The sequence below is a fragment of the Streptomyces sp. NBC_01314 genome (genome assembly GCF_041435215.1).
Lineage (GTDB): Bacteria > Actinomycetota > Actinomycetes > Streptomycetales > Streptomycetaceae > Streptomyces.
On record NZ_CP108394.1, the window covers coordinates 4,379,373 to 4,395,557 of the forward strand.

Genomic DNA, 16,185 nt, shown 5'->3' on the forward strand with positions numbered 1-16,185 from the left:
GCCGTCACGGCAGCGTGACGGCCCCGATCAGCGCGGCGCCGACGAGGGCCAGGGCGAGCAGCACGGCGAGGGCGGCGTAGAGGGCGATGCGGCCGGGTGGGCGGGGGTTCGGCTCGTCGGCGGGGGTGTCCCACCAGGGGAGCGTGGGGTCGTCCTCGTACGCCTCCGAGTCGGCCTCCGCCCCGGCCCGCTCCCCTGCCCCGGCCCCCACGGGGTGCGGCGGCCGGGACGGGGGCACCGTCTGGGGTGCCGGGCGTGGCCAGGACCGTACGGCCAGTTCCCAGCGCACCCCGAAGCGCTCGGTGTCCTCCCCTGCGACCCGGCACAGGGCGGCGACCGCCTGCCGGGGCGGGGGCTGGGTGCCGTTGAGGTACCGCTGCCAGGAGGACTTGCTGTACGCGGTGCGCGCGCCGAGCGCGACGAGACTGAGTCCCGTGCGGTCCTTCAGCAGGCGCAACTGCTCGACGAAATGCTGTACCTCCGGGGGGAGTTCGTCCGGCAGCGGCTGCCAGGCGCTCATCGGCTGCCTCCTCGGTTCAGGAGCGGGTCTGAGCAGGTGACGACGGTCGTGGGTGATCCGGTTCCCGCCGGTACGGACGCCGGCGGCGTGGGCGGGCGGACAGCGCGAGGAGTGACGCGGACGGCTTCGTGAGGCGAAGCGAAGGGTGCGACGAGGGGGCGCGTGAGGCGACCCGCACCCCCGCTTGCAGGCGCCCACGCCCCGGCTTCCGGATGCCCTCCGAGTGTCACCCGAACACCATGACGGCATGCCTTGACAGCATGCCGTGATGACGTCCGGGTGCCGTCGTCGTCGCCCGGTGCGGACACCTTGGCGGAATGGTCACTTCCGTGCCACAGCGGGCTGACAGGTGTTGAACGGGGCGTTCGCCGTGTTGGACCGTGGAGTGCGACGGCGGTCCGTCCTTACTCGGGGGAGGGGACGGACCGCCGTCGCGTGCACTCGGGACCGGGGGCGGGGCGGAACGGCCTCAGCCCGCCTCGTCGCCCACCGTGAAGTGGAGCGTGTCCTTGAGAAACGGGATCTCCAGCAACGGGTTCGGCTGGGCCATCAGCGCGAGGAGCACGATGGCGGTGCCCAGGACGATGTACGTGGCCATGTCGGTGAAACGGGAGCGGACGGCGAGCATGCCGACGTCCCGGACGGCCCAGCGCAGCACCGCGCCGGCGAGCAGCGCGGCCCCGATCAGGATCGTGCCGACCCGGAACACGTCCAGCGCGGTGAGCAGCAGCCCGAGCCCCACGGTGGACAGCACGGCGAGGATCGGCCACTGGCGGACGGGCGCGGGCGCCTCACGCCGCGCCGCCCGGCCACCACCCTCGGGCCGCGCGGTGTCCTTGGTGAACATCGGGAACCGCCGGGTACCGCGAACGGGCTTGCCCTCGGTATCGGGCACGCTGATGTGATCCCGCACCGTGATCCCGTCAGCGGCCTCGGTCGCCCCAGCAGCCTCGGTAGCTCCAGCCACCTCAGTCGCCCCAGCAGCCTCGGGCGCCCCGGCCGTCCCGGCAGCCCCAGCCGCCTCGGCCGTCCCGGTCGTCCCCGCGGACCTCGACATCTTCGCCCTCTCCGACGCCGCAGCCCCGTCCGCAGCCCTGTCCGTCGTCCCGGACCGCTCCGCGGCCTCCGGCCCGTCAGTCGTCGTCTCCCCGGGCGGCTCGCCCTTCTCCCCCGCGCCGGCAGCTGCCGAAGAACCCGTCGGCGCCCCCGAAGCCCCGGGCTTCACCGACCCCTCCGGCTTTCCCGGCCCGGTCACCTTCCCCGACGCCCCGGACGCCCCCGACGCCCGCGGCACCCTCGAAGCGCCCTCCGCCCTGCCGTCAGCCGGCACTGCGCTCCGCCGCCTCGACCACGTTGACGAGCAGCTGGGCACGGGTCATCGGGCCGACGCCGCCGGGGTTGGGGGAGATCCATCCGGCGACCTCCGCGACGCCGGGGTGGACGTCGCCGACGATCTTGCCCTCGGCGGAGCGGGAGACACCGACGTCGAGGACGGCGGCGCCCGGCTTCACGTCCTCGGGCCGGACGAGGTGGGCGGAGCCGGCCGCGGCGACGATGATGTCCGCCTTCCTCAGGTGCGCGGCCAGGTCACGCGTGCCGGTGTGGCACTGGGTCACCGTCGCGTTCTCGGTGCGCCGGGTGAGCAGCAGCGGCATCGGGCGCCCGATCGTCACACCGCGCCCGACGACCACGACGTCGGCGCCCTTGATCTCGACGCCGTACTGGCGGAGGAGGGTCAGGACAGCGTTCGGGGTGCAGGGCAGCGGGGCGGGCTCGTTGAGGACGAGGCGCCCGAGGTTCATCGGGTGCAGACCGTCCGCGTCCTTGTCGGGGTCCATCAGTTCGAGGATGCGGTTCTCGTCGATGCCCTTGGGGAGTGGGAGCTGAACGATGTAGCCGGTGCAGGCGGGGTCCTCGTTGAGTTCCCGCACCACCGCCTCGATCTCCTCCTGGGTCGCGGTCGCGGGCAGTTCGCGCTGGATGGAGGCGATGCCGACCTGCGCGCAGTCGCGGTGCTTGCCCGCGACGTACTTCTGGCTTCCGGGGTCTTCGCCGACCAGGATCGTGCCGAGTCCGGGCGTGACGCCCTTCTCCTTCAGCACCGCCACGCGGGCGGTCAGCTCGGACTTGATCGCGGCTGCGGTGGCCTTGCCATCGAGAATCTGGGCGCTCATGGCCCCAATCTTCGCGGATGACCGGCGCCGGGTTCCAATCCGGTCACCTGACGGACGCCCTCCGCCCACTTCCGCACGCCCTCCGCCCGCTTCCGGACACGCGGCGGGTCGTTCTCGACAGTGCCGTGCCGACAGCGCCGTACCGACAGGGCCCTGCCCTAAAAGGCAGTACCCGACAGGGCGGCGACCCGCGCCCGACAAGATCGGATGTGTTGCACTTGCACAACACCCGATGAATCTCCCTGGACATCCGGCCGGACGTATAAAACGATTGGGTCACAGTGCCGCGGGCACTGCCGGGGGGCGTGACCATTTCCAAAGATCCAGGGCATTCCTCCGACCCGTGCCGCGCGTCCCCGCACCAGGCAACGGAGGAAACCCCGCCATGAGTTTCGGCGACCCGAACAACCCGTACGGCCCGCCCCAGCAGCAGCCGCCCGCCCAGGGCTACGGCTACCCGCAGCAGACCCCTCCCCAGCAGCCGGGGTACGGCTACCCGGCCGCCCCGCCGGTCTCCCAGGGATACGGCGGCGGCTACCCGGACGCGCCCGCGGTCATCCCGGGCGGGGTGAAGGCCTCGCGCATCATGCTGTACGTGCTGGGCGCCTTCCAGGCGATCGGTGGCGTGGCGCTGATGGTGGCCAGCGCCTGGTTCGCCGACTACCTCTCGGACAGTGCCACGTCCGACGGCTCGGTCTCCTCGGCGGACGCGGACACCATCGCGAACGTCGGCGCCGGCGTGTTCATCGCCTTCGGCGTGCTCACCATCGGTTTCGCGGTCTGGGGAATCCTCACCGCGGCGAAGTTCTCCACCGGGCGCGGGGGCATCCGGATCTCTGCGATCGTCTACGCCTCGTTCGTCACGCTGTTCAGCGCGATCAGCATCCTGGGTGCCAATCTCTTCGCCTTGATCAGCCTCGCCCTCGGCGTCATGATCATCGTGTTCTGCTCCAAGCAGGACGCCGGCCAGTGGTTCAACCGCCAGCGCTACTGAGCGACCGAGCACCGCACCCGAAGGGCCGTGCCTCCCTACGAGGGGGCACGGCCCTCGGCGTGTCACAGCGGGCAGAAGCCCCCGGTGGCCGGCGACACGTAGTTCACGCCGTGGTCCCAGGTCTGCGTCTGGCCGGGTCCGAGCGGATAGCTCAGGCTGCCGCCGATGCAGTAGGCCGTGTTCGTGGCGTTGACGACCGCGGAGACACGGAGAGCGGGGCTGTAGGTGGCCCGGTCCCCCTCTTTCACCAGCACCGGCTGAGCGCCGAACAACGGTTGGAGACACACGTACCCGTGGAGACAGGACACCACCGCCTCGTCCTCGGCGGCGCCCGCACTCGCCGCGCCGCTCCATCCCGTACCGAGCGCGACGGCGAGCACCGCCCCGACGGCCGCGATCCGGCGTAACCGACTCGACCTGTTGCGCATGACCGACCCCCTGAGTCCCTGTCGATTGGGTGGACCCCTCGACCCTCGCAGCGGAACGCACGCCTCTGCACCGGGATATCGGCCATTCCGCACGCTCTCGCCGCAATGAGGGCCTTCTTCCGGCGGGCCGTTCCCGATTTCGCCGCACGGTAGTCTCTCGTCAACTTGTGTTGCCAAGGGGACAGTTGAGGCAGCGCACGACGAGAGAGAACACCACCCGGGGGACCCATGTCAGACCAGCGGCCCGAACCGCCGCCGTACTCCCGGGCGTCGCATGACGCCGCCCTGGAGCAGGCGGGCGCGGCCCCGCTGAGACCCTCGGACCCCGGACGCCTCGGGCGGTACGTACCGCTGGGGCTGCTGGGCAGCGGCGGAATGGGCCGGGTGTATCTGGCGCGGTCCGCCGACAACGTCCCCGGGCTCGCGGCCGTGAAGGTGATCCGGCCGGAGTACGCCGAGGACACGGAGTTCCGGCGCCGGTTCCAGCGTGAGGCGGGGGTGCACGACCGGGTCCGTACGCCGTACGCGCCACGGCTGCTCGGCACCGGTTTCGAGCCCGAGGACGAGGCCGGGCACGAACTGCTGTGGATGGCCACGCAGTACCTGCCCGGACTCAATCTCACCGACGCGGTCCGCGAGTGCGGCACGCTGCCGCCGGCGGGGGCGTGGCGCCTGGTGGGCGAACTCGGCCGCGCCCTGTCGGCACTGGCCGCCGCGGGAGTGGTCCACCGCGACCTCAAGCCCTCCAACGTCCTGCTCTCCTCCGACGGCGTGCACGTCATCGACTTCGGCATCTCTCAGGCCGTGGACAGCAGCGCCATCACGACGACCGGGAACCGGGTCGGCACTCCCGCGTACATGTCGCCCGAGTACCTCCGGGACGGCCGCTGCGACTCCGCCTCGGACGTCTTCTCCCTCGCCGCGACCCTCGTGTACGCCGTCACCGGCCACGCGCCCTTCGGCGACGGGACCGGCGTCGACGTCATGCACCGGGTCGCCTTCGAGGAGCCCAAGCCGTCCCTGATGTCCGAAGTGGCCTCGGCCGACCCGGCCTTGGCCGCCCTCCTCACCACCTGCCTGTCCAAGGACCCCACCGCCCGCCCCACCCCCTCCCGACTCACCGAGGCCGCCCCCACCCCCAACGCCCCCTGGCCCACCCCCCTCGACTCCCGCCTCCTCGGCCGCCGACAGGCCTGCGACCTACTGGCCCGCACGACCACCCACCAGCCATCCCACTTCCGCGCACCCGCACCCGCACCACACGCGAAAGCCACGCCCCCACCCCCGGGCTTCGGCCCTGCCACACCGGCGGGGGCGTACGGGGCGTCGCAACCGCCGGGCGAGCAGGGCACGCCGACACCGCCGGGTGGGTATGGAGCTTCGACGGCGGCCGGTGTGTATGGGGTTGGGGTGTCCACACCGGCTGGGGCGTACGGGGCGCCGGTGCCGGTGCCGGTCGCCCATGGGGCACCGTCGGTTCCCTGGGCGGGTGGGGTGCAGGTTTCTTCGGTCAAGGCCCGGCGGAAGACGCCGTACTTCGTCGTCGTGGCCGCCTTGGCGGTGTGTGCGGTGGCCGTGGGGGCGTTCTTCGCCACGCGTCCGGCGGCCGACGACTCGGCGTCCGCCACGCCCACGGCCGGTGCCACGACGGCGCCCGACGGGAAGGCGGCGGCGCCACTGCCGGAACCCTCCGGCTCGGCGTCCCCCTCCGCCAGTGAGAAGAAGGGGGGCGACGAGAGCCCGTCCGCCGAGGCCTCGCCCACGCTCGAGAAGGCCGGTCCCAGCCCCAGCGGCACGGCCGACCCCACCTCCGACGACGGCGGTTCATCGGACGGCGGCGACAGCGCCACGACCTCCACGCCTACACCCACCGAGGCGGCGACAAAGCCCGCCACGCCGGCCTGGATCTCCCAGTGCACCTATTATTCCGGCACCGAACTCACCGACCGCGGCGACGAGGGCCAGCGGGTCGTTCAGGTGCAGTGCATGCTCGACAGGCGCGGCTACAACGTCGGCGGCACGGGCGTGGACGGCAAGTTCGGCAAGAAGACGGAGTCGGCGGTCAAGCAGTTCCAGGGCGCCAAAGGGCTGGAGGTCGACGGCCAGGTCGGCCCCGACACCTGGGCGGCGCTGCGCGGTACGACGTAGAGAGCTGCCCGCGCGGGCCCCGCCCGGGACGCGTACGGCGAAGGGCCCGTCGGTGTGTCCGACGGGCCCTTCGTCCTACGTCATCGGTGGTGCGGCTCAGTGGAAGAAGTGCCGCGTCCCGGTGAAGTACATCGTCACGCCCGCCTTCCGCGCGGCCTCGACGACCAGCTCGTCACGGACCGATCCGCCCGGCTGCACGACGGCCTTGACGCCGGCCCCGGTGAGGATCTCCAGCCCGTCCGGGAAGGGGAAGAACGCGTCGGAGGCAGCGTACGAGCCCCGCGCGCGCTCGGCCCCGGCACGCTCGACGGCGAGCTTCGCGGAGTCGACGCGGTTGACCTGCCCCATCCCGACGCCCACCGAGGCGCCGTCCCTGGCGAGCAGGATGGCGTTGGACTTGACCGCGCGGCAGGCCTTCCAGGCGAACGCCAGCTCGGCCAGCTCGGCCGCGGAGAGGGCGTCCCCGGTCGCGAGGGTCCAGTTGGCCGGGTCGTCGCCGTCGGCCTGCAGCCGGTCGGTCACCTGGAGGAGCGCACCGCCGTCGACAGGCTTCAGCTCGACCGGGGCGGCGGGCGCACCCGCCGCCTTCAGCACCCGGATGTTCTTCTTCTTGGCGAGGGCCTCCAGAGCCCCCTCCTCGTAGTCGGGCGCGACGATGACCTCGGTGAAGATCTCGGCGACCTGCTCGGCCATCTCCTTCGAGACGGGGCGGTTGACCGCGATCACACCGCCGAACGCCGACAGCGGGTCGCACGCGTGCGCCTTGCGGTGCGCTTCGGCGACATCCGCGCCGACCGCGATCCCGCAGGGGTTGGCGTGCTTGATGATCGCGACGGCCGGCTCGTCGTGGTCGTACGCGGCACGGCGCGCGGCGTCCGTGTCCGTGTAGTTGTTGTACGACATCTCCTTGCCGTGCAGCTGCTCGGCCTCGGCCAGGCCACCGGTCCCGGAGACGTACAGCGCGGCGGGCTGGTGCGGGTTCTCGCCGTAGCGCAGGGTGTGCGCGCGCTCCCAGGTCGCCCCGAGGAAGTCGGGGAACTGCGAGTCGTCGGCGGGCGCGTACGAGGACGCGAACCAGGAGGCCACGGCGACGTCGTACGCGGCCGTGTGCTGGAAGGCCTCGGCCGCGAGCCGCTTGCGGGTGGTGAGGTCGAAGCCGCCGTTCTGCACGGCCGCGAGCACGTCGGCGTACCGGGCCGGGCTGGTGACGACCGCGACGGAGGGGTGGTTCTTGGCGGCGGCGCGGACCATCGACGGGCCGCCGATGTCGATCTGCTCGACGCACTCGTCGGGGGAGGCCCCGGAGGCGACGGTCTCCCGGAACGGGTAGAGGTTCACGATCACGAGGTCGAACGGCTCGACGCCCAGCTCGGCGAGCTGCTGCCGGTGGTCCTCCAGCCGGAGGTCGGCGAGGATCCCCGCGTGCACCTTGGGGTGCAGGGTCTTGACCCGGCCGTCCAGGCACTCGGGGAAGCCGGTCAGCTCCTCGACCTTGGTGACGGGGACGCCGGCAGCGGCGATGCGCCCGGCGGTGGACCCGGTGGAGACGAGTTCGACGCCCGCCTCGTGCAGGCCGCGCGCGAGGTCCTCGAGGCCCGTCTTGTCGTAGACGCTGACGAGCGCGCGACGGATGCCCCGCTTGCCGCTCTCGGCCGTGACAGTGCTGTCGGCGGTCACTGGATAACTACCTTTCGTCCCTCAATGCGATAGCCGTTGCGGGCGAGCCGCCCCACGACATCGACGAGCAGCCTTCGCTCGACTTCCTTGATGCGCTCGTGCAGAGCGCTCTCGTCGTCCTCGTCCCGGATTTCCACCACGCCCTGCGCGATGATCGGTCCGGTGTCGACGCCGTCGTCGACGAAGTGGACGGTGCAGCCGGTGACCCGGGCGCCGTACGCGAGCGCGTCCCGCACCCCGTGGGCCCCCGGGAAACTGGGGAGGAGGGCCGGGTGGGTGTTGACGAACCGCCCACCGAACCGCGCCAGGAACTCCTTCCCCACGATCTTCATGAACCCGGCGGACACGACGAGATCGGGTTCGTACGCGGCGACGGCCTCGGCGAGCGCCGCGTCCCACTCGTCACGCGTCTCGTGGTCCTTGACCCGGCACACGAAGGTCGGCAGCCCGGCGCGCTCGGCACGGGCGAGCCCCTCGATGCCACCGCGGTCGGCTCCGACGGCCACGATCTCGGCGCCGTAGGCCTCGACGCCGGTCGAGCCGATGGCGTCCAGCAGCGCCTGGAGGTTGGTGCCGGATCCGGAGACCAGTACGACGAGGCGCTTGGCCACGGGCTTGGCGGCCACGGTGAGGCCCTTTCTACGTGGTTCTGCGGGTTCTGCGGGTTCTAGGGGTTCTACGGGTTCTACGGGTTCTACGGGGAACGTTCAGGTCTGCCGAATGTGCACTTGTGCATTCATACAAATGCTTCGCGTCCCCCGATACGGGGAAGTCTACGAAGCGGCCGACCGTCAGCAACGATACCGGCACACCGGACGGCCCCCGTGGGACGGGGGCGTGGCCGGGAGGTAGCGTCTGCGAGGAGCGGGCTCGGGAACGCGGTCGGTGTGTGGGGCGTTCACGGAGTGACAGCTCATGGCTACCAGTAGATTTCACCGCCGGGATCGCTACGGGAACACCGCAGAGTCACGCCCGGGATCACGACCGAACTCATCGTCGAGTTCACCGCCGTAATCACCGTCGTAATCACCAAGGGGAAGACGCACACCTGATGCCGGACCGCAGCCTCCGCCTTCCTTCGCTCCTGCTGCGCGAGCGGAGTTCCCCGCACACGCCTCCGCGCGAGAGCGAGGACACCCCCGAGCAGCCCGGGCAGCCCGGGCGGGGCCAGGGATCAGACTCCTCGGACGACAACCCGTTCGCGCCCCCGCCCGAGGGCACACCTGACCGGCCGTGGCGGCCGCGCCGGCCCGACGGCCGGGGTTCCGACGATGAGGCGGGGCGCGGTGGTGGTCATTCGCCATGGGGCAGTCAGTGGAGCGACCGGCAGCCCGGCCGCTCGTCCGGCGGACCCTTCGGCGAGCGCCCCAACGGCCAGGGCGGACCGGGTGGACCGGGCGGTGCCGGCCAGGGCCCCGAGCGCGGTCCGGGCAGCGGACTTCGCTGGGACCCGACGGACCCCTCCCAGCGTCGTGCGCGGTACTCGTTGCTCTGCGGCATGTGGGCCTTCTTCTTCGCCCTCTTCGCCTGGCCGTACGTCGCCCTGCTGCTCGGCTCCCTGGCCGTGTACTGGGCCGTCAGCGCCCTGCGGGCCAAGCCCGGCGCCCCGGACCCGGACCGGCCGGCGCCCCCCGCGCCCAGTGGCCGTCCCCAGAAGACGGCGGCCATCAGCGGCCTGGTGACCTCCACGATCGCCCTCGCCATCGTCGCCATCACCTTCACGGCCCAGTTCGTCTACCGCGACTACTACACCTGCGTCAACGACTCCCTCACCACCACCTCCGCGAAGTCCTGCAAGGAGCTTCTGCCGGAGGGGCTGCTGCGGGACGTACTGGGCGCGCAGTAGGGGCGTCGCGGCAAAACGAGAGTGAAGGCGCGTCGCCGATACCACCGGCGGCGCGCCTTCGCGCCGTCAGACGGCTTCCCCGGAAGGGGCGTCGGGGGTGTGGCCGGGGCCGGGAGCCGGGCTGTGGCCCGAGGCGGAGCCGGAGCGGGGGGTGCGTTCGCGCTCGTCCCGGTCCGTCGCAGACGCCTCGCGCAACGCCGCCCAGCGTGCCGCGCGGGAGTCCGGGTCCCAGACGGGCGGGGGTACGGGGGCGGTGGACCGGCAGGCGTACGGGTCGAGGGCGTCGTATGGTGCGCGGGCGTCGGCGGGACCACTTCGGGAGCCGAGGCCGGCGCCGGCGCCGTGAACTGGGCCGGGAGCGGCGCTGACTCTGATGCCGGATCCGGTACCGGCGTTGGCGTTGGCGGCGGGCGAGGAGCCTGCCGGGGTCGGCCGCTCGACCGGATGCCGCCTCGCGATGGACAGCCACGCGGGGACGCGGCGGGAGCGTTTCGGGAGAGGCTGAGGCTGCGCCCGGTAGGTCTGCGCCGTTGACGGCTCGGCGGCTCGGGACCCGGTTCTGGGCCCGCCCGATGTGCCGCCCGTCGTCACGTCCTGGCCGCCGGACGCGCCCCGGGGGGCCTTGGCGACTCCCTTCCGCACGTCGCCGGGAACCTCGCCACCCCCGGTCGCCCTCGCCCCACGCCGGAACACCCTGGCCACCATCGACCGCTTCCGCTGTCCGGTCCCCTCGCCCACGGACATCCCGGACCTCGTCCCCCGGCCGGCTTCCCTGGCCACAGGCGCCGCCGACGCCTTCTTCCGCCCGGCCCCCTGGCCGACCTCCGCTCGCTTCCGGGCCCACATCCCCCACCACCGCGCCACCAACGCCACCGGCATCCCCACCACACCCACCCAGGCCCCGGCCGCGCCGCCCGCCTGCCACCACACCGGTCCGAAAGCGGTCAGGGCGGCGACGCCGAGGGGCCCGCCGGAGAGGAGGGTGAGGAGGCCAAAGGCGGTGGCGGCCATGAGGGCCGCGAGGAAGGCCGCGGCGACCGTGCGCCACGCGGACCACGGCGCCGTACGGTCGGCGGCGGCCCGCACCCCGGTGAACCAGCCGACCGTCACCCCCGCGGCGAGCGGCACCGCGCCCACCGCCCAGTACACCGGCGTGCCCCCGCCCGCCGGGACGGCCGCGAGCAGGGGGAACGGGGGCAGGAGGGCGGCCGGAGCGGCTGCGGCCAGTGGTGCGGTGGTGTGTCCGGCGCCCAGCACGAAGCCGGGGCCGAGGGCGTAGGCCGCCGCCCACAGCGCCGCGTTCGGGACGAGGGCGAGACAGAGCAGCAGTACGGCGAAGCGCCCGGACAGCCCTTCGGTGAGCTGGAGGAAGGAGTCGCGGGCCGCGCCTCCGTGCCAGACCAGCGACACGGCCACCAGCAGGGCGCCGCCGCCGGCCAGCATGAGCACACCCGCCCCGGCGGCCCGTGCGGCGGCGGCCGCGACGTGCCGCCGGCCTTCCGTCCTCGGGGCGCCGCCGAGGAGCGCGGGCAGGGGCAGCCGGGGGCGCCCGCGGGCCGCCCACACCCCCGTACCCGCCGCGAGCGCCGCGAGCAGCGGTACACACAGCGCGGCCCACCACCACGACGGCCGCAGCACCCCACCCGAGGCGTACGACGTGACCGCCGCGCCGACGGTCGCGTAGCCGATGACGAGCCCGGCCCATGTCGCACGGGCGCTCACCCCGGAACCGTCGCCCGCGTGGTCGCGGGCCGATCGGTGCAGCAGGACCACCGGCAGGGCGAGCAGGAAGAGAGGGACGAGGCCGACCGGGACGGGGGCGCCGGAGAGCGTGTCGGTGCGGACGAGTTCCACGCCGTGGGAGAGCAGCCACAGTGCCGCCGCCAAGTGCAGTGCCCCGCCGGGCCCGCTGTCCGGGTACGGCGAACTGATCCACAGCATCGTCACGAGGGCGACGAAAGCCCCGAGTCCGAGCCCTGCCGCCAGGACCCCGCCCAGCACCCCGGCGACGAGCTTGGAGGACCTCCGGCGCGCCCGCCTGAGCAGCGGCGACAGCGGAGAACGTGGCGACGACGAGTACAGGGAAGGCGTGGACGCCACTGGCCTCATGGGCGCCCCGGGTGCCGTGGGGGATGCCGGCCATCCATGGTCGGCGGGGTGCCGGCCGGGGCCCGCGTTCGGGTCGTTCGGGTCGGTCGCGTGTGTCACGTCGGCCATGCTCCCAACGACACGCGCTTTACTGGCGTAACGGAGGATTCATGCACGTGTCGCCCAATATGTTCTTATGTGCTTTTTTGTAGGAAGGTTGGTCCAACAGAGTTCGCTGTTGCGGGAGGCGATCCTGTGACCGGGCCTGGGGCCCGGGCCGGGGCCGGAGACAAAAACGGAGACGAAAACGGAGCCGGAACCAGAGCCCGAACCGGCGCCGGAGCCAAGACGTCCGGCGCGCCATCCGCCCGTAGCGGGACCGAGTGGTACCAGCAGCCGCTCGACGCGGACGCCGACGCCGCCGGTCCGGATCCGACCCCACCACCCCTGACACCCGGCCAGGCCTTCGACACCCTCTACGCGTATTGCGCCCCCGCCCTCGTACAGCAGGCCTATCTGCTCACCGGGCGGCGTCGGCTCGCGCGCGAGGCGGTGGAGCACGCCTTCCAGCTCGCCTGGCATCGCTGGCCGGAGGTGGCCGCCGACCGCGACCCCGCGGGCTGGGTGCGGGCGGCGGCCCACGAGTACGCCCTCTCCCCCTGGCACCGGCTGCGCCCCCTCCCCCGTCGGCACCACGAACGGCAGCCGGCCGACCCCACCGGCCGCGCCCTGCTGACCGCGCTGCTCGAACTGCCGCCCCCGTACCGCCGTACCCTGCTCCTCTACGACGGTGTCGGCCTCAATCTGCCCGACACGGCCGCGGAGACGGAGTCCAGCACGCCCGCCGCGGCCGGCCGGCTGCTCTACGCCCGCGCGATCGTCACCGAGCGCCTCCCGGAGCCGGTCGCGGCCGACGACCTCAGGCGCCTCCTGGCCGCGCTCCCCTCCGACATCCGCCCGGGCCCCACCAAACCGCCCGCCCTACGCGCCCGAGCCGACCTGCGCGCCCGGCGCTGGATCCACGCCGCCATCGCCTTCATCGCCCTCCTCCTCACCACCACCGCCCTCACCCTCCACACCGCCCCCGACCACTACGAACCCCCGATCCCCGCAGGCAGCCCGATCCACGGCATCCCCCCGAGAGCGGCCCCCGGCCCTCTCTCCCAACCCCAGCAAAAACTCCGCGCCAAGCTGCGATCGGAAACAGCCGCCGGCCCGGAACGCCTGCACCCGGAAGCCCACTGAGCCGCACGCCGTCGCGGGCTTCGCCCCTCAAGGCTGCGGGCCGTCGTGCCGCTGAGGCCGGTCCTGACCTGGGGGCGTCGTGCCGGCCGCTGAGGGCGGCTCGGGTGGGCGCGGCGGCACCCGGCAAGCGCCGGTGAGCGAAACCCCCGCCCAGAACCACACGCCGGGCGTCGCATGGCCGAGCCTTACCCCAGACCACACGCCGGGCGCCGCACAGCCGAGCCTTACCCCGGAAACGCCAGCGGGCCCGCACCCCAGACAAGGGGAACGGGCCCGCAAAAGGCTCGGCCGAGCTGAAATCAGCCGCCGAGGATCTCGCGCGCGAGCTTCGCCGTCTCGGTCGGCGTCTTGCCGACCTTGACGCCGGCGGCCTCAAGGGCCTCCTTCTTGGCGGCGGCCGTACCGGAGGAGCCGGAGACGATGGCACCGGCGTGGCCCATGGTCTTGCCCTCGGGCGCGGTGAAGCCGGCGACGTAACCGACGACGGGCTTCTTCACGTTCTTCGCGATGAAGTCCGCGGCCCGCTCCTCCGCGTCGCCACCGATCTCACCGATCATCACGATCAGGTCGGTGTCGGGGTCGGCCTCGAAGGCGGCCAGAGCGTCGATGTGCGTGGTGCCGATGACCGGGTCGCCACCGATACCCACCGCCGACGAGAAGCCGATGTCGCGCAGCTCGTACATCATCTGGTACGTCAGCGTGCCGGACTTCGAGACCAGGCCGATACGGCCCGGCTTGGTGATGTCACCGGGGATGATGCCGGCGTTCGACTGGCCCGGGGTGATGAGACCGGGGCAGTTCGGGCCGATGATCCGGGTCTTGTTGCCCTGCGACACGGCGTACGCGTAGAACGCGGCCGAGTCGTGGACGGCGATGCCCTCGGTGATGACGACCGCGAGGGGGATCTCCGCGTCGATCGCCTCGACCACGGCGGCCTTGGCGAAGGCCGGCGGTACGAAGAGGACCGATACGTTCGCGCCCGTCTTCTCGATCGCCTCGGCGACCGTGCCGAAGACCGGGATCTCGGTGCCGTCGATGTCGACGGAGGTGCCCGCCTTGCGCGGGTTCACGCCACCGACGATGTTGGAGCCGTCCGCCAGCATGAGCTTGGTGTGCTTCATGCCCGTGGCACCGGTCATGCCCTGGACGATGATCTTGCTGTCCTTGTTCAGGAAGATAGCCATGGCTGTTCTGTCCCTCTTCCCTTACTTCGCAGCCGCGAGCTCGGCGGCCTTGTCGGCCGCGCCGTCCATGGTGTCCACTCGCTGGACCAGCGGGTGGTTGGCGTCGGAGAGGATCTTGCGACCCAGCTCGGCGTTGTTGCCGTCCAGACGGACGACGAGGGGCTTGGAGACTTCCTCGCCCTTGTCCGCGAGCAGCTGCAGCGCCTGCACGATGCCGTTGGCGACCTCGTCGCACGCGGTGATGCCGCCGAAGACGTTGACGAAGACGGACTTGACGTCCGGGTCGCCGAGGATGATCTCCAGGCCGTTCGCCATGACGGCGGCGGAGGCGCCACCGCCGATGTCGAGGAAGTTGGCGGGCTTGACCCCACCGTGCGCCTCACCGGCGTACGCGACGACGTCGAGGGTGCTCATGACGAGACCCGCGCCGTTGCCGATGATGCCGACCTCACCGTCGAGCTTGACGTAGTTGAGGTTCTTCTCCTTGGCCGCGGCCTCCAGGGGGTTCGCGGCCGCGTGGTCGACGAGCTCCTCGTGGTCGGGGTGGCGGAAGTCCGCGTTCTCGTCCAGGGAGACCTTGCCGTCGAGGGCGATGACCTCGCCGGAGGCGACCTTCGCCAGCGGGTTGACCTCGACGAGGAGGGCGTCCTCCTCGATGAAGGTCTTCCACAGCGTCACCAGGACGTTGACGATCTTGTCGGCGACCTCGGCCGGGAAGTTCGCGGCCTCGACGATCTCGCGGGCCTTCTCGGGGGTCACACCCTCGTTGGCGTCGATCGGCGTCTTGGCGACGGCCTCGGGGCGGGTGGCCGCCACCTCCTCGATCTCCATGCCGCCCTCGACGGAGGCGATGGAGAGGAAGGTGCGGTTGGTGCGGTCGAGGAGGAAGGAGACGTAGTACTCCTCCAGGATCTCCGGGGCCGTCTCGGCGATCATCACCTTGTGGACCGTGTGGCCCTTGATGTCCATGCCGAGGATGTCCGTCGCACGGGCGACGGCCTCGTCCGGGGTGGCGGCGAGCTTCACGCCACCGGCCTTGCCACGGCCGCCGACCTTCACCTGGGCCTTGACTACGGACTTGCCACCGAGACGCTCGGTGGCTGCGCGGGCGGCCTCAGGCGTGTCGATGACTTCACCGGCCAGCACCGGTACATCGTGCTTGGCGAAGAGGTCCCTCGCCTGGTACTCGAACAGGTCCACGCGCGTCCGTCCCTATCAGTGAGCTAGCGGTTCGTTGGATGCGTGGGCGTGCCGCGAAGGGCAACGTGACGTCCGCCGTGAGTCACAAGGGAGGCGCACACGGTGTCCGAGCGCGCGGCATGTCCGTCCCGCAGGTTATCGCTGCTACCCGGAGGCCCCTAAATCGCGGGTCACACCTGAGCGGTGATACCTGTCACATGATGCCGTGCTCACTGGCACCGCGTGCCGCGTATGCGGGACCTCACCGGACGGGGGTACGTCCGGTGAGGTCCCTGCGAGGCCCTTCACTGCCTGCGAAGGGCCCCCGGCGGGTGATCTCCTCCCCAGGGGAGACCACCCGCCACCGCCCCCCGACTCCCGCCCGGACCGGGCCGACGGCTTTCGGCCGTCCGGGTTTCAGCCGGTGGGTCGGTTGTCCGTGACCGCCGCCCCTATGGGTTCGATCTCAGAGGACACATGGGCACGGCCGGGCGTCGGCGCGACGGTCGCGAGACCGACGTCACGAGAGCGGCCGTCACGAGAGCGGCCGTGCCGTGACTGGGTGGTCCGGGTGTCCCTACCGCGAGCCGTCACCGCGGCGAGGTCGTGGATACGGCTCCGGGAGGCTGATGTGCGCCTCCGGAAACCGGGCCTCCGACAGTCCGGCAGTCCGGCAGTCCGAGGCGCACCCGGACGGCGGGC

General features: G+C 72.2%; 13 protein-coding genes. 4 read left to right on the forward strand and 9 right to left on the reverse strand.

Annotated elements, in window-relative coordinates:
• Positions 1 to 4: 4 nt before the first annotated feature.
• From OG622_RS19180 to OG622_RS19190, 3 genes are all read right to left on the reverse strand, one after another.
• On the reverse strand, positions 5 to 520 hold the full coding sequence (locus tag OG622_RS19180) for a helix-turn-helix domain-containing protein (RefSeq protein ID WP_371577533.1): 516 nt from the start codon (positions 518 to 520) through the stop codon (positions 5 to 7).
• 469 nt (positions 521 to 989) lie between these two features.
• The gene (locus OG622_RS19185; RefSeq protein ID WP_371577535.1) at positions 990 to 1,577 is read right to left on the reverse strand and encodes a DUF3017 domain-containing protein; all 588 of its coding nucleotides are present in this window, start codon (positions 1,575 to 1,577) and stop codon (positions 990 to 992) included.
• Between the two features lie 262 nt (positions 1,578 to 1,839).
• Entirely contained in the window at positions 1,840 to 2,694 is an 855-nt protein-coding gene (locus OG622_RS19190) for a bifunctional methylenetetrahydrofolate dehydrogenase/methenyltetrahydrofolate cyclohydrolase (RefSeq protein ID WP_371577536.1), read from the reverse strand.
• 385 nt (positions 2,695 to 3,079) lie between these two features.
• Here OG622_RS19190 and OG622_RS19195 point away from each other — a divergent pair, with 385 nt between their 5' ends.
• Complete coding sequence (locus OG622_RS19195) at positions 3,080 to 3,688, forward strand: hypothetical protein (RefSeq protein ID WP_371577538.1); 609 nt, start codon at positions 3,080 to 3,082, stop codon at positions 3,686 to 3,688.
• A 62-nt stretch (positions 3,689 to 3,750) separates the two neighbouring features.
• Here the strand turns inward: OG622_RS19195 and OG622_RS19200 are convergent, their stop codons facing one another.
• Positions 3,751 to 4,116 (reverse strand): hypothetical protein, encoded by a 366-nt coding sequence (locus OG622_RS19200; RefSeq protein WP_371577539.1) that lies wholly within the window; start codon positions 4,114 to 4,116, stop codon positions 3,751 to 3,753.
• Between the two features lie 228 nt (positions 4,117 to 4,344).
• Between OG622_RS19200 and OG622_RS19205 the strand changes: the two genes are divergently transcribed.
• The gene (locus OG622_RS19205; protein ID WP_371577541.1) at positions 4,345 to 6,264 is read left to right on the forward strand and encodes a protein kinase; all 1,920 of its coding nucleotides are present in this window, start codon (positions 4,345 to 4,347) and stop codon (positions 6,262 to 6,264) included.
• A gap of 96 nt (positions 6,265 to 6,360) precedes the next feature.
• On the opposite strand, the gene purH is transcribed toward OG622_RS19205, so the two are convergent.
• Both purH and purN read right to left on the reverse strand, forming a co-directional pair.
• Complete coding sequence (gene purH, locus OG622_RS19210; RefSeq protein ID WP_371577542.1) at positions 6,361 to 7,941, reverse strand: bifunctional phosphoribosylaminoimidazolecarboxamide formyltransferase/IMP cyclohydrolase; 1,581 nt, start codon at positions 7,939 to 7,941, stop codon at positions 6,361 to 6,363.
• A complete protein-coding gene (gene purN / locus OG622_RS19215) occupies positions 7,938 to 8,567 on the reverse strand; it encodes a phosphoribosylglycinamide formyltransferase (RefSeq protein ID WP_371577544.1) in 630 nt (209 codons plus the stop codon). The genes purH and purN overlap by 4 nt, the downstream gene beginning before the upstream one ends.
• A gap of 425 nt (positions 8,568 to 8,992) precedes the next feature.
• On the opposite strand from purN, the gene OG622_RS19220 reads away from it, so the two are divergent.
• Complete coding sequence (locus tag OG622_RS19220) at positions 8,993 to 9,787, forward strand: hypothetical protein (RefSeq protein ID WP_371577546.1); 795 nt, start codon at positions 8,993 to 8,995, stop codon at positions 9,785 to 9,787.
• Between the two features lie 66 nt (positions 9,788 to 9,853).
• On the opposite strand, the gene OG622_RS19225 is transcribed toward OG622_RS19220, so the two are convergent.
• The gene (locus tag OG622_RS19225) at positions 9,854 to 12,004 is read right to left on the reverse strand and encodes a DUF6350 family protein (protein WP_371577548.1); all 2,151 of its coding nucleotides are present in this window, start codon (positions 12,002 to 12,004) and stop codon (positions 9,854 to 9,856) included.
• A gap of 126 nt (positions 12,005 to 12,130) precedes the next feature.
• Here OG622_RS19225 and OG622_RS19230 point away from each other — a divergent pair, with 126 nt between their 5' ends.
• Positions 12,131 to 13,120 carry an RNA polymerase sigma factor gene (locus tag OG622_RS19230; RefSeq protein WP_371577550.1) on the forward strand — a complete coding sequence of 330 codons (990 nt, stop codon included), beginning with the start codon at positions 12,131 to 12,133 and terminating at the stop codon, positions 13,118 to 13,120.
• 299 nt (positions 13,121 to 13,419) lie between these two features.
• On the opposite strand, the gene sucD is transcribed toward OG622_RS19230, so the two are convergent.
• Positions 13,420 to 14,304 carry a succinate--CoA ligase subunit alpha gene (gene sucD / locus OG622_RS19235; RefSeq protein WP_371577552.1) on the reverse strand — a complete coding sequence of 295 codons (885 nt, stop codon included), beginning with the start codon at positions 14,302 to 14,304 and terminating at the stop codon, positions 13,420 to 13,422.
• Between the two features lie 21 nt (positions 14,305 to 14,325).
• The gene (sucC, locus tag OG622_RS19240) at positions 14,326 to 15,504 is read right to left on the reverse strand and encodes an ADP-forming succinate--CoA ligase subunit beta (protein WP_371577554.1); all 1,179 of its coding nucleotides are present in this window, start codon (positions 15,502 to 15,504) and stop codon (positions 14,326 to 14,328) included.
• Between the last annotated feature and the right edge of the window lie 681 nt (positions 15,505 to 16,185).

Bases quoted from the DNA above. Each gene is read 5' to 3' on its own strand.
- OG622_RS19190 (WP_371577536.1), bottom strand. From the start codon at position 2,694: ATGAGCGCCCAGATTCTCGATGGCAAGGCCACCGCAGCCGCGATCAAG.
- OG622_RS19185 (WP_371577535.1), bottom strand. From the start codon at position 1,577: ATGTCGAGGTCCGCGGGGACGACCGGGACGGCCGAGGCGGCTGGGGCT.
- OG622_RS19220 (WP_371577546.1), top strand. From the start codon at position 8,993: ATGCCGGACCGCAGCCTCCGCCTTCCTTCGCTCCTGCTGCGCGAGCGG.
- OG622_RS19205 (WP_371577541.1), top strand. From the start codon at position 4,345: ATGTCAGACCAGCGGCCCGAACCGCCGCCGTACTCCCGGGCGTCGCAT.
- OG622_RS19195 (WP_371577538.1), top strand. From the start codon at position 3,080: ATGAGTTTCGGCGACCCGAACAACCCGTACGGCCCGCCCCAGCAGCAG.
- sucD (WP_371577552.1), bottom strand. From the start codon at position 14,304: ATGGCTATCTTCCTGAACAAGGACAGCAAGATCATCGTCCAGGGCATG.
- OG622_RS19180 (WP_371577533.1), bottom strand. From the start codon at position 520: ATGAGCGCCTGGCAGCCGCTGCCGGACGAACTCCCCCCGGAGGTACAG.
- OG622_RS19225 (WP_371577548.1), bottom strand. From the start codon at position 12,004: ATGGCCGACGTGACACACGCGACCGACCCGAACGACCCGAACGCGGGC.
- OG622_RS19200 (WP_371577539.1), bottom strand. From the start codon at position 4,116: ATGCGCAACAGGTCGAGTCGGTTACGCCGGATCGCGGCCGTCGGGGCG.